Annotated in this window: 12 protein-coding genes; 9 read left to right on the top strand and 3 right to left on the bottom strand. The window is 64.4% G+C overall.

Going from position 1 to position 12,498, the window contains the following annotated elements:
* The first annotated feature begins 27 nt into the window (after positions 1-27).
* The 3 genes from ACFSNN_RS06155 to ACFSNN_RS06165 all read left to right on the top strand — a co-directional run bounded on the left by ACFSNN_RS06155 (position 28) and on the right by ACFSNN_RS06165 (position 5,490).
* Positions 28-546 carry a (2Fe-2S)-binding protein gene (locus ACFSNN_RS06155; protein WP_134459969.1) on the top strand — a complete coding sequence of 173 codons (519 nt, stop codon included), beginning with the start codon at positions 28-30 and terminating at the stop codon, positions 544-546.
* Positions 543-4,208, top strand: a complete 3,666-nt coding sequence (locus ACFSNN_RS06160) for a molybdopterin cofactor-binding domain-containing protein (protein WP_134459966.1) — start codon at positions 543-545, stop codon at positions 4,206-4,208. The genes ACFSNN_RS06155 and ACFSNN_RS06160 overlap by 4 nt, the downstream gene beginning before the upstream one ends.
* A 73-nt stretch (positions 4,209-4,281) precedes the next feature.
* Complete coding sequence (locus ACFSNN_RS06165) at positions 4,282-5,490, top strand: ABC transporter substrate-binding protein (protein WP_134459963.1); 1,209 nt, start codon at positions 4,282-4,284, stop codon at positions 5,488-5,490.
* A gap of 125 nt (positions 5,491-5,615) precedes the next feature.
* Here ACFSNN_RS06165 and ACFSNN_RS06170 read toward each other — a convergent pair whose 3' ends face one another.
* Entirely contained in the window at positions 5,616-5,867 is a 252-nt protein-coding gene (locus ACFSNN_RS06170) for a hypothetical protein (RefSeq protein WP_007178046.1), read from the bottom strand.
* Between the two features lie 151 nt (positions 5,868-6,018).
* Here ACFSNN_RS06170 and ACFSNN_RS06175 point away from each other — a divergent pair, with 151 nt between their 5' ends.
* From ACFSNN_RS06175 to ACFSNN_RS06195, 5 genes are all read left to right on the top strand, one after another.
* Complete coding sequence (locus ACFSNN_RS06175; RefSeq protein ID WP_208949538.1) at positions 6,019-6,600, top strand: RNA polymerase sigma factor; 582 nt, start codon at positions 6,019-6,021, stop codon at positions 6,598-6,600.
* Positions 6,601-6,612: 12 nt separating this feature from the next.
* Positions 6,613-6,921, top strand: coding sequence for a hypothetical protein (locus ACFSNN_RS06180; RefSeq protein ID WP_134459957.1), 309 nt, complete (start codon positions 6,613-6,615; stop codon positions 6,919-6,921).
* A gap of 2 nt (positions 6,922-6,923) precedes the next feature.
* A complete protein-coding gene (locus ACFSNN_RS06185; RefSeq protein ID WP_134459955.1) occupies positions 6,924-7,220 on the top strand; it encodes a 4Fe-4S dicluster domain-containing protein in 297 nt (98 codons plus the stop codon).
* 93 nt (positions 7,221-7,313) lie between these two features.
* Positions 7,314-8,030, top strand: a complete 717-nt coding sequence (locus ACFSNN_RS06190; protein WP_134459952.1) for an O-methyltransferase — start codon at positions 7,314-7,316, stop codon at positions 8,028-8,030.
* 120 nt (positions 8,031-8,150) lie between these two features.
* Positions 8,151-8,669 carry a DUF6496 domain-containing protein gene (locus ACFSNN_RS06195; RefSeq protein WP_134459949.1) on the top strand — a complete coding sequence of 173 codons (519 nt, stop codon included), beginning with the start codon at positions 8,151-8,153 and terminating at the stop codon, positions 8,667-8,669.
* Positions 8,670-8,883: 214 nt separating this feature from the next.
* On the opposite strand, the gene aptA is transcribed toward ACFSNN_RS06195, so the two are convergent.
* Positions 8,884-10,212 (bottom strand): omega-aminotransferase AptA, encoded by a 1,329-nt coding sequence (gene aptA / locus ACFSNN_RS06200; RefSeq protein ID WP_134459946.1) that lies wholly within the window; start codon positions 10,210-10,212, stop codon positions 8,884-8,886.
* 258 nt (positions 10,213-10,470) lie between these two features.
* On the opposite strand from aptA, the gene ACFSNN_RS06205 reads away from it, so the two are divergent.
* Positions 10,471-11,886 (top strand): aminotransferase-like domain-containing protein, encoded by a 1,416-nt coding sequence (locus ACFSNN_RS06205; protein WP_134459943.1) that lies wholly within the window; start codon positions 10,471-10,473, stop codon positions 11,884-11,886.
* Between the two features lie 14 nt (positions 11,887-11,900).
* Here ACFSNN_RS06205 and ACFSNN_RS06210 read toward each other — a convergent pair whose 3' ends face one another.
* A complete protein-coding gene (locus tag ACFSNN_RS06210) occupies positions 11,901-12,497 on the bottom strand; it encodes a M15 family metallopeptidase (protein WP_134459940.1) in 597 nt (198 codons plus the stop codon).
* Position 12,498: the final 1 nt, after the last annotated feature.

Raw genomic sequence — 12,498 nt, forward strand, 5'->3', positions numbered from 1 at the left:
GTGTCGCATAGCCGCTCCGGCACGGTCATGAACCGCCCCGCGCCTCTTCTACTGAAGGTGAACGGCGCGGCGCATCTCGTCAGCGCCGACGCCGACACGCCGCTGCTTTATCTGCTGCGTAACGACCTCGCGCTGAACGGTCCGAAGTTCGGCTGCGGACTCGGCGAATGCGGCGCGTGCACGGTGTTGCTCGACGGCATGCCGACGCGCGCGTGCGTCACGACTGCGAAGGTCGCATTGGGCCGCGAAATCACCACGCTCGAAGGACTGGGCACACGGGCCGCGCTGCATCCGGTGCAGCAGGCGTTCATCGAAGAACAGGCCGCGCAATGCGGCTATTGCCTGAACGGCATGATCATGACGGCCAAGGCGCTGCTCGATCGCGATCCGCATCCGAGCGTCGAGACGATCCGGCGCGAGCTGTCCCGCAATCTGTGCCGTTGCGGCACGCATGTCGAGATCGTGCGCGCGGTGCAGCGCGCCGCTGAATTGCTCGATGCGCAAGGCGGGGCGCGGGCAGCGGTGCACGAAGGAGTGCGCGCATGACCGGGCCGGATTTCAGCGTCGATCGACGCAGCGCGCCGCCGTCCCGGCAGCAGCTCTACGATGCGCAGAGCGTGCTGATCGTCATGCGTGCGCCGCAGGCGCCGGTGAAGCCGGCGATCGGTCAGCCGGGCTCGCGTTCATCGTTCGTGCCGACTGAAGCGGACATGTTTCTCGTGGTGCGCGACGACGGCAGCGTGGTCGCGTTCAACGGTCACGTCGATCTGGGCACGGGCATCGGCACGGCGCTCGCGCAGATCGTCGCGGAAGAACTGGATGTGCCGTTGACGCGCGTGTCGATCGTGCTCGGTCACACACGTGAAGCGCCGAATCAGGGGCCGACGATTGCCAGCGCGACGATTCAGATTTCGGCGGTGCCATTGAGGCACGCTGCGGCGCAGGCGCGGCAATTTCTGCTGGCGGAAGCGGCGGCGCGCTTCAATGTGAGCGCCGAGCAACTCGATGTGCGCGATGGCGTCGTTTATCGACGTGACTGCGGCGCGGCTGGGAAAGGCATTGGCTACGGCGAGTTGATTGGCGGAAAACGCGTCGAATTGCAGCTCGCCACCGATGCGCCGCTGAAGTCGTCGGACACGTACAAGATCGTCGGCAAGAGCGCGCCGCGCGTCGATATTCCCGCGAAGGCAACGGGCGAATTGAGTTTCGTGCACGACGTGCGCGTGCCCGGCATGTTGCATGGGCGTGTGGTGCGGCCGCCGTACGCTGGAGTCGCGCAGGGCGACTTCATGGGCAATAGTCTGCTGCAGGTGGATGAACAGTCCATTAGCGATTTGCCCGGCATCGTCAAAGTGGTGGTGATTCGCGATTTCGTCGGCATCGTGGCGGAGCGCGAGGAAGTCGCGCAGCAGGCCGTGAAGCGGCTTCGCGTGCAATGGAAAGCGGTAGAAGGTTTGCCGTCGCTCGAAACCAGCGAGGAAGTGGAAGCGGCGTTGCGCGCGAATCCCGCCAAACGGCGCGATCTGGTGATCGAAGGCGATGTCGATGCAGCGCTCGCGCAAGACTTCGCTCGCACGCTGGAACGCACCTACGTATGGCCGTTTCAGATGCATGCATCGATTGGGCCGTCATGCGCGGTGGCCGATTATCGCGAGGGCGCGTTGAAAGTTTGGTCGGGCACGCAGAACCCGCATTCGCTGCGCGCCGATCTTGCTCTGCTGATGGGCATGGACGAAGCGCACATCGAAATCGTGCGAATGGAAGCGGCGGGCTGCTACGGCCGCAATTGCGCGGACGATGTCGCCGCCGACGCCGCGCTGCTTTCGCGCACCACCGGCAGTCCGGTGCGCGTTCAACTCTCGCGCGAAGACGAGCACGCGTGGGAACCGAAAGGCGCCGCGCAATTGATGGACGTGCGCGGCGCGCTGAATGCCGAAGGCGAACTGGCCGCCTACGATTTCGCGACGCGCTATCCGTCCAACGATGCGCCGACGCTGGCGTTGCTGCTGACGGGCGCGATCTCCGCGCAGCCACAGGTGTTCGAAATGGGCGACCGCACGGCGGTGCCGCCGTACGATTACCGCAGCATGCGCATCGTTTGCGACGACACGCCGCCGATCGTGCGCGCGTCGTGGTTGCGCGGCGTATCCGCGTTGCCGAATACGTTCGCGCACGAGTCCTTCATCGACGAACTCGCGGTGGAAGCCGGCGTCGATCCGGTCGAGTTCCGCCTGAGGCATCTGACCGATCCGCGAGCGATCGAACTGGTGAAAGCGGTCGCGGAAAAGGCCGGCTGGGAGCCACGGAACAGTGAGCGCAATGCCGAGCACAACGCCAAGCTTAAAGACGAGGAAGGCGACATCGCACGCGGGCGTGGCATCGCTTACGCCCGCTACGTGCACAGCAAATTCCCCGGCTTCGGTGCAGCATGGTCCGCGTGGGTGGCCGACGTCGAAGTGAATCGCAAGAGCGGCGAACTCGCGGTGACGCGTGTGGTGGTCGGTCAGGACACCGGCACGATGGTGAATCCCGATGGCGTGCGTCATCAGATCCACGGCAATGTGATCCAGACGACCAGCCGCGCGCTGAAAGAGCGCGTGACGTTCGGCGAGAACGCGGTGACGAGCCAGGAGTGGGGCGCGTATCCGATCCTGACCTTCCGCGAAGTACCCGTGATCGACGTGGTGATGATGCCGCGCCACGGCGAGCCGCCGATGGGCGCGGGCGAATCCGCGTCGCTGCCCGGCGCGGCGGCGATTGCCAATGCGCTCTTCGACGCCACGGGCGTGCGGTTTCGGCGGCCGCCGTTCACGCCGGAAACGATCCGCGCCGCGCTCGCCGATGCGCAAGCCGAAGACAAGGCGGCGCGTAGGAAGAAGCGCTGGCGGTTTGGGTTTTTAGGCGCGTTGGCGGCAGGAGCGGCGGGTTGGCTCGGCGCATGGTCGCTCGCGCCGCACGCTATCGCGCCGCACGCTATCGCGCCGCACGCTATCGCGCCGATCACGCCGCCGCTGGCGAGCGCGTTCGCGCCGGAACTCGTGGCGCGCGGCAAACTGCTGGCATCGCTCGGCAACTGCGCGGTTTGCCACACCGCGCACAACGGCGTGCCGAACGCCGGCGGCAAACCGCTCGATACGCCGTTCGGCACCGTGTATAGCACCAATATCACGCCGGACGGTCACACCGGCATCGGCAACTGGTCGCTCGAAGCCTTCGTGCGGGCGATGCGGCAAGGCATCAGCCGCGATGGCCATCGCCTCTACCCGGCCTTTCCGTACACCTCGTTCCAGAATACCTCGGACGACGATCTCAAAGCGCTGTATGCCTACCTGATGGCGCAAACGCCGGTGCGCTCGCGTCCGCCGGAAACGAAGCTCGCGTATCCGTTCAGCGTGCGTCCGCTGATGTCTGCCTGGAACGCGCTGTTTCTCGGGCGCACAACGTTCACCCCCAGCGCGACGCAAACCGCGCAATGGAATCGCGGCGCGTATCTGGTGAACGGACTCGGCCATTGCGGCGCGTGCCACACGCCGCGCAATGCGTTCGGCGCCGAGAAAACCGGTGCGGCGTTCATGGGCGGCGGCATGGCGGACGGCTGGGAAGCGCCCGCGTTGTCGGCGCGCTCGACCGCGCCCGTGCCCTGGAGCGAGGACGAACTCTTCAGCTACTTGCGCAATGGTCACGCGCCGCTGCACGGCGTCGCAGCCGGGCCGATGGCGCCGGTCGTCGGCGATCTGGCGGCGCTGCCCGACAGCGATATTCGCGCGATGGCCACGTATCTCGCGTCGCTCAATCCGTTGGAACCGAACGCCGACCCAGCCGCCGTGGCGCGTCAGTATGAACAGGCCAGCGCGATCTCGGGCGCGCCTGCGGGCCTCGGCGCGCGGCTTTTCGACGGCGCGTGCGCCGCCTGTCATCACACGGGCAGCGGGCCGCAGTTGTTCGGTGCGCATCCTTCGCTGGCGCTTAACACGAATCTGCACAGCGCGACGCCTGATAATCTGATTCGCGTGATTCTCGACGGCATCGGCTCGCCTGCGCGGCCCGAACTCGGTACGATGCCGGCTTACCGCGACAGTTTCAACGACGCCCAGGTCGCCGAACTCGTGTCGTACCTGCGTCAGCAATTCGCCGGCGGCAAGCCGGCATGGCAGGACGTCGCGGCGAAGGTTGCCAGGATTCGCGTGACGCCGCCGCGAGCCGACTGAATCGCGAACCGCTTTCGAAACACCCGATAACAATGACCGCATTCCCGCAATCCTTTTGATAACGGAGAAACGCATGACCACGCGCGCAGGATGGATTTCTCGCCTCATGGTGCCGACGGTGCTCTCGCTTGCCGCCTTGAGTGCGAGCGCACAGCAGACCATCAAGATCGGCGAGATCAACAGCTACAAGGCGCAACCCGCCTTTCTCGGACCTTACAAGAACGGCTGGAATCTCGCGCTCGACCAGGTGAACGCCGCGGGCGGCGTGCTCGGCAAACAACTCGAAGTGGTGTCGCGCGATGACAACGGCAATCCGGGCGACACGATTCGCGTCGCGCAGGAACTGATCGCGCGCGAGCAGGTGCAATTGCTGTTCGGCGGCTTTCTCTCCAACACCGGCCTCGCGCTGACCGACTTCGCGAAGCAGAAGAAGATTTTCTTCCTCGCCGCCGAGCCACTGACCGACAAGATCGTCTGGGCCGATGGCAACAAATACACTTACCGTCTGCGGCCTTCCACGTATATGCAAGTGGCGATGCTGGTGCCGGAAGCCGCCAAGCTGCATAAGAAGCGCTGGGCACTCGTGTATCCGAACTACGAGTACGGGCAATCGGCGGTGGCGACCTTCAAGAAGCTGCTGCAGGCGGCGCAACCCGACGTGCAGTTCGTCGCCGAGCAGGCCACGCCGCTTGGCAACGTCGATGCGGGCGCGGTGACGCAGGCGATCGCCGACGCCAAACCGGACGCGATCTTCAACGTGCTGTTCGGCGCCGACCTCGGCAAGTTCGTGCGTGAGGGCAATACTCGCGGGCTCTTCAAGGATCGCAGCGTGGTGTCGCTGCTGACGGGCGAGCCGGATTATCTCGACCCGCTGGGCGCGGAAGCGCCGACCGGCTGGATCGTGACGGGCTACCCGTGGTATTCGATCGATACCGCGGCCAACAAGAAGTTCGTCGATGCGTATCAGGCCAAGTATCACGACTATCCACGGCTCGGCTCGGTGGTGGGGTATTCGGCGTTGATGTCGATTGCAGCCGGGATCAAGAAGGCGGGGTCGGTCGATCCGGATAAGCTCGCCGCCGCGTTCAAGGGCCTCGGTGTGGACACGCCGTTCGGGCCGATCACCTTTCGCGCGCAGGACAATCAGTCGACCATGGGCGCGTATGTCGGCGTGACGGGTTTGAAGGACGGCAAGGGCGTGATGACCTCGTACCGGTATATCGATGGCGCGAGCGTTCAGCCCTCGGATGCCGAGGTCAAGAAGCTGCGGCCTGCCGAGTAAGGTGCCGATGCCTGCGGCGCGCGGCGTCGCGGGCATCTGAAGCAAAATGCACGCGGTCGCCGCACGGCGATCCACGGTGACCCGCCGCAGCGCGCGGCGGAGGGCAGTGCGCGGAGCACGGCGGGCTACTCCTCCGCGTCGTGCTCGATCACGAATCGTTTCAGATAAGCCAGTACGGCGGCTTCGACCGCGCGATGATCCGCGGTGCTTTTGGAGCCCGCATTTTCCTCGTCGCCGAACAGGGTGGACGGCGCGTTGTGCACGTCCACTTCCTGGCCTTCGCGAAAGACGCGAATCTCGTGGACGTCTTCGGCGTACTCGGCGATCCAGTGCACGCCCTCGATATGCGCGCCGGCACGTACGGTAGGTATCTTCATGGACGTCTCCCGTCGGACCGGACCACACGCCGACCCTTACCAGCACCATACGCCGTCCGGATGAGCGGCGCGAGCGCTGTTGCACAGTTGCTCCAGCAAAGATTTTTCGCGCCCGCCACAATATTCGCGTGCCTGAAACGTCTTCAGGCGCATGGAACCGCCACCCACTTCGCACACGATGACCGAACGAGACACCGACATCACCGCGACCGTGGTGCGTGAGCGCACGAGGCTCGTCAATTTTATCCGGCGTCGAATTCGCGACCCGGACGATGCCGAGGACATTCTGCAGGATGTGTTCCACGAATTCGTGCAGGCTTACCGGCTTCCCGCGCCGATCGAACAGGCGAGCGCGTGGCTGTTTCGTGCCGCGCGCAATCGCATCGTCGACCGGTTTCGCAAGAAGAAAGAGCAGCCGCTGGCGGATCTGTCCGCGAGCGGAGACGACGCCGACAGTGAATATCGCCTCGACCTCGACCTGCCGGCGCACGATGCGGGCCCCGAAGCCCTCTACGCGCGCGCTCTATTGCTCAAGGCCTTGCAGGACGCGCTCGACGAGTTGCCGGCGAATCAACGTGAGGTCTTTGTCGCGCACGAACTGGAGGGCCGGTCCTTCAAGGAGATGGCGGCGGAAAGCGGCGTCACGCTCAATACGTTGCTCGCGCGCAAACGCTATGCGGTCTTGCATCTGCGTGCGCGGCTGCAGGCCATTTATGACGAATTGGGTATCTAAAGGAGTTGGCGGATGAATTTTCGAACCAGATGTGCGGGTAAGGCACTGCTTGTGGTGGTCGCTATCGGCGTGCTCGGCTGGGTGGTCATGACGCTATGGAATTGGGTGATTCCGGCGCTATTCGTCGGCGCTCGTGCGATCGACTTTGCCCATGCGTTGGGCTTGCTGGTTTTGAGCCGCATCCTGTTCGGCGGATTCCGCGGACACGGCGGCTGGCGCGAACGGCGTCGCTGGCGCAAATGGGAAGCGATGACGCCGGAAGAACGCGAGCATTTCAAGACGGCATGGCGATCGGGCCGCGACCGGCGCACAGGAGATTGAACATGCGCGAGAAACCAGCGGCCGAGTGCAAACAGATGCCGGGCGTGATTGCACCCGTTGTCGACCTGACACGTTGCGAGGGAAAGGGCGATTGCATGGAGGTCTGCCCCGAGAATGTGTTTGAGATCCGGCGCATCGACGAGGTCGACTATCGCGGCCTCGATCTGCTGCATCGCCTCAAGCTGCGCGTGCATGGAATGAATGTCGCCTACACGCCCAACGCGCACGCCTGCCGGTCATGCGGGCTTTGCGTGACGGCGTGTCCCGAACGGGCGATCAAGCTGGCCAGAACGGCATAGCGCCGCACGTTTTTTAGCTGGCGACGGAAAGACAGTGCGGTGGTTTGCCGTTTGATACGTCATCAGCATTTTTGGTCTCGTCAAGGAGCGCATATGGCTTCATCAACCACAGGTCTTTTGCAGCGGCTTCATGAACAGAGCCAGACAGAAGTCATAGCCCGCGCACGGGCGCAGTTCCAGGGATCGAGCCAGGAGTTTCAGGATCTTGCCGAGGAATACGAAATGCTCGCGCCGCGTCTGCGTGGACGGTTCCTCGAAACGCTCGGGCTATCCAGCGAAGATTTCGAGTCCTCGCAAGGCACACCGCTGTCTCTCGCCGTGTCGGCGGAAACGGGAAGGTTCTTGCGCAATATGGTGCTTTCGCACAAACCGGCCCGAATCCTCGAACTCGGCAGTTCCTGCGGTGTGTCCACGCTGTATTTCGCCGAGGCGCTCCGCATGCTCGGCGGTGGCATCGTTGTCGCGACCGAACTCGACGCTGTTAAATGCGCGCAACTTCGCGCCCACGTCGGAACGGCGGGCGTGCAAACATATGTCGACCTGCGGGAGGGCGATGTTTTCCAGACCGTTTCCGGACTGGACGGCACTTTCGACATGGTGTTTATCGACGTATGGGCCAGCTCCTATCTGAATCTATTTAAGCAGGTTGAACGGCTGCTACGTCCCGGATCTATCGTTCTCGCCGATAACATGTACACAGCCGAGGACGCCGTTCGGCCATACAAGCACTACCTTGACGGCAATCCGCGCTTCTCGACGACGACGCTGGACTTCGAGTCAGGGGTCGAATTTACGGTTGTCGTTTCTTAGGCTGACGGGGAGCGGTGTTGCGGTGCTGGGGAACTTGACCAAACGCCACGGGCAATTGTGGGCGCCGCGCGGCACACGCGTTGCTGCATGACATAGGCCATACCCAACCGGAGAACCGTCATGCCTGAAAAGAAAACGATCGAGCGTGCCAAGAGTGACAAGCGCGCCGGCAAAGCATCGAGCACCCAAGCGGGTGAATTCATCAAGGAACAGGTCGACAAGGTGCGTGCTGGCAAGCACGGCGTCAGGTCCGCCAAGCAGGCGATTGCGATCGGTCTCTCGGAAGCGCGCCGCGCGGGGGTGGCCGTGAAATCGCCGAAGAAGGGCACGGCAAGCGAGGCCACGCGCAAGAAAGCCGCCACGGATAACGCCGCGGGCCAGCACAAGAGCACGACGAAGAAGAGCACAGAGTCGACTGCGAAGCGCTCGCGCGCCGCTACCGATGCGCTGAAGCGTGAAGGCAGCGCGGGCGCGTCGCGCGCGGCGCTGTCGAAGCAGACGAAGACCGCGGCAGCGAAACGCCCGGCGGCCAGCCGTTCGGCTGCGGCAAAGAAGGCGGCCGCGACGAAGGGGGCTGCAGGACGTTCAGCGGCGGCGAAGAAAGCTGCTCAGACGCGGGCTTCGCGTACGCATCACTGAGGTATGTTGCAGTCGGGCGGCGCGGTCCGGCGGTCAGCCGAACTGAGCCAGGCCGATGGCCCGCCGTCCGCCGTGCCCGGCGGCGGCCGCGCTGTCTTGCGCGATGCCGCCATCCTCGACGTGCCTGGTTCGAGCCGGTAAGGCGCAAAGCGCGCTCAAAAAAAAGCGGCGCGAATAACGCGCCGCCGTCTTCCTGCTGCTTATCGCAAGCTAATTACTGCACCGTAGCCAGCACGTCGCCAACCGTCTTGAAGATATGCGCGATCTGCTCTTCGTTGATGATGAGCGGCGGCGAGAACGCGAGGATATCGCCCGTAAAGCGCACCAGCACACCGGCTTCGAAACATTTGACGAACGCCTCATAAGCCCGCGCGCCCGGTGCGCCGTCGCGCGATTCCAGTTCCACGCCGGCGATCATGCCCAGGTTGCGCACGTCCTTCACGTGCTTGGCGCCGCGCAGCGAATGGGCTGCGGCTTCGAACGTCGGCGCGAGCGTCGCGGCGCGCTCGAACAGGCCTTCGCGCTTGTACAGGTCGAGCGTCGCGACCGTGGCGGCCGTCGCGACCGGATGGGCCGAATACGTGTAGCCGTGAAACAGTTCAATGGCGCCCTGCGCGCCGCCGTTCACGATGCTGTCGTGGATCGTGCGGCTCGCGGCCACCGCGCCCATCGGGATCGCGGCATTGTTGATGGCCTTCGCCATCGTGATCAGGTCCGGCGTCACGCCGAAGTACTCGCTCGCCGTAGCCTTGCCGACGCGGCCGAACGCGGTGATCACTTCGTCGAAAATCAGCAGGATGCCGTGCTTCGTGCAGATCTCGCGCAGCTTTTGCAGATAGCCTTGCGGCGGAATCAGCACGCCCGTCGAGCCGGCCACCGGTTCGACGATCACGGCGGCGATGGTCGACGCGTCGTGCAGTGCGACGATACGTTCGAGTTCCTCGGCGAGATGCGCGCCCCAAGCCGGCTGGCCTTTCGTGAACGCATTGTGTTCGAGGTTATGGGTGTGCGGCAGATGATCGACCGCCGGCAGCAGCGCGCCCGAGAAGGTCTTGCGGTTCGGTGCGATGCCGCCGACCGAAATGCCGCCGAAGCCCACGCCGTGATAGCCGCGCTCGCGCCCGATCAGTCGCGTGCGCTGGCCTTCGCCGCGCGAACGGTGGTAGGCGAGCGCGATTTTCAGGGCGGTATCGACCGATTCCGAACCCGAGTTCGTGAAGAAGATGCGGTCGAGGCCTTCCGGCATCAGCTCGGCAACTTTCGTGGCCGCTTCGAAGGCGAGCGGGTGGCCCATCTGGAAGGTCGGCGCAAAGTCGAGCGTGGAGAGTTGCTCCGTGATCGCCGCGACGATTTCGTCACGGCCATGGCCGGCATTCACGCACCACAGACCGGCGCAACCGTCGAGCACTTCACGCCCGTCCGTACTGCGGTAGTACATGCCCTTGGCTGACTCCAGCAGGCGCGGCGCGGCCTTGAACTGGCGGTTGGCGGTGAAGGGCATCCAGAAAGACGACAGGTCGTCGATGACGGGGCGCGAAGTCATGGTATCTCCTCGAATCGAAGTAGTCCCCCAGGAAGGACTTCCTTTCGGGGCATGGCGAAACTGTAGCGTTCGCGGTTTAATGGCGGCATAAACAGTTGACGCGGTGTGGCGCTAACTGTGTTGGTGAATCTTCGCCAACTGTGTCGATGCGTGCCGTGGCAGGTCGGCAGGCTCGCCGGCGCCGCATTTCGCACGTACGCATTACGCACGTATTCACCCGTTCAGCCGCCCCGCGCGGCCCGCTTTTTTGTCCAGACCATGATCGAACTACAACTCGAGCGCGACCGGCGCGCCGCTCCCACGCTCGTCGACCAGGTGGTGCAAGGCTTTGCGCGCGCCATCGAGGGGCAATCGCTGCGCGCGGGCGCGCTGCTGCCGTCGGTGCGGCAACTGGCGCAAAGCCATGACCTGAGCACCTTCACGGTCACGGAGGCGTACAACCGGCTGGTGTCGATGGGCCTCGTGGTCGCGCGGCGCGGTTCCGGCTATCGCGTGGCGGCGCGCTCGCAGTCGGCGCGGGTCGCCGCGACCGACTGGCAGCCGCCGAGCCTCACCGCGACCTGGCTCCTGTCCGACGTGTTCGCCGACCATTCGGTGCCGATCAAGGCGGGCGGCGGCTGGCTGCCGAACGAGTGGATCAACGAAACCGGTTTGCAGCACGCGCTGCGCGCGATGAGCCGGGTGCCGGCCGCGCGTCTCGGCGATTACGGGCATCCGTACGGATTCGCGCCGTTGCGCGAGCGGATCGCCGAGCAACTCGACCGGCGCGGCTTGCCGGTCGATGTGTCGAACATCCTGCTCACACAAGGCGCGACGCAAGGGCTGGATCTGATCGTGCGTACGCTGCTGCGAGCGGGCGACGCCGTGATCGTCGAAGATCCTGGTTATTGCAATCTGCTGCAGATTCTCAAGCTCGCCGGCCTGGTCGTGCATGGCGTGCCGCGCACGCCGGCGGGCGTCGATACGGACGTGCTCGAAGCGCTGGTTGCCGAGCACAAGCCGAAGGCGATCTTCGTCAATACGACGCTGCAGAATCCGACCGGCGCGACCTTCGGAATGTCCGCGGCGTTCCGCCTGCTGCAGATCGCCGAGCGTCAGCGCATGTGGGTGATCGAGGACGACGTGAGCCGCGAACTCGCGCCGTCCGGCGCGCCGCTGTTCGCGGCGATGGAAGGCTTGCAGCGCGTGCTGTACGTCGGCGGCTTTTCGAAGACGGTGACGCCGGGGCTGCGCTGCGGCTACGTGGTCGCCGAGCGCGCGGTGCTGCGCGAACTGGCGCGCACCAAGATGGCGGTGGGTTTGACGTCGTCGGAGGCGATCGAGCGGATTGTCGACAAGGTGCTGCTGGAGGGGCGCTACGCGCGTCACGTGGAAGCCGTCAACGAGCGCCTCAAACTCGTGCACGCGACCGTTGAAGATCGGCTCGATTCGCTGGGTCTGGAACTGTTTCACCGGCCGCGCGCCGGACTGTTTTTGTGGGCGCGCTTGCCGATCGAAGCGGAGCGGGCCGGCGAAGTGGCGACGGCCGCACTCACACACGGTATCTGGCTCGCGCCGGGCTCCTACTTCCGTCCCGACGACGCCCAGAGCGCCTGGTTCCGCTTCAACGCACCGTATTCGACGGACGATGCGTTGTGGCGCTTCATCGAGCGGGTGGGGCAGGGCGCGTTGTAGCACGCACCCTGGCACTATGCAAACACATCTTTCCCGCTCTGGTGTCTGTCGTTGAGCGCGGCGACCATCTGCGACTCCGACATGTTCTTCGCCCAATCGGGCCTCAGTTCAAAGTGCGGCTCGTCGTGGAACGTCGTCCACGAGCCGCCCCAGGTGAGCCCCAGTTGTGAGCCCAGCGCTCCGACGGCTTTGTATTTCTGCGATTGCCCCTGATACGCACCGTTTTCGAATACGCCGATGTCGAAGGCGATGCCAAAATTGTGGTTCGAATGGCCACCCCTGGCATTCGTCACGATATCGGTGTTCGGTATCGTTCGGCCACGCGCGTAGAGCGCGTCTTGCTCCGCGAACGTCCGCGTTCCGCTGATGACTTTTATTTCAATTCCGACCGAACTCGCGGCGTGAACCAGTGCACGCGCATAACCCTGCACCTGAGGAACCAGGGTTGCGATGTTTTTTTCGCTCCGGTCATCCACCTTGTCGGTCGAATCCGGACTCGCGCCGACGCCGAGTTTCCCTCCGATCGCTGCCCATGTTTCAGGTCCGGCTTTTCCGTCGACGGACACGCCGAGTTGTTTCTGGATTGATTCAATGGTCGTGGTCAGGTTCATG

The organism is Paraburkholderia dipogonis, from assembly GCF_042680985.1.
Lineage (GTDB): Bacteria > Pseudomonadota > Gammaproteobacteria > Burkholderiales > Burkholderiaceae > Paraburkholderia > Paraburkholderia phytofirmans.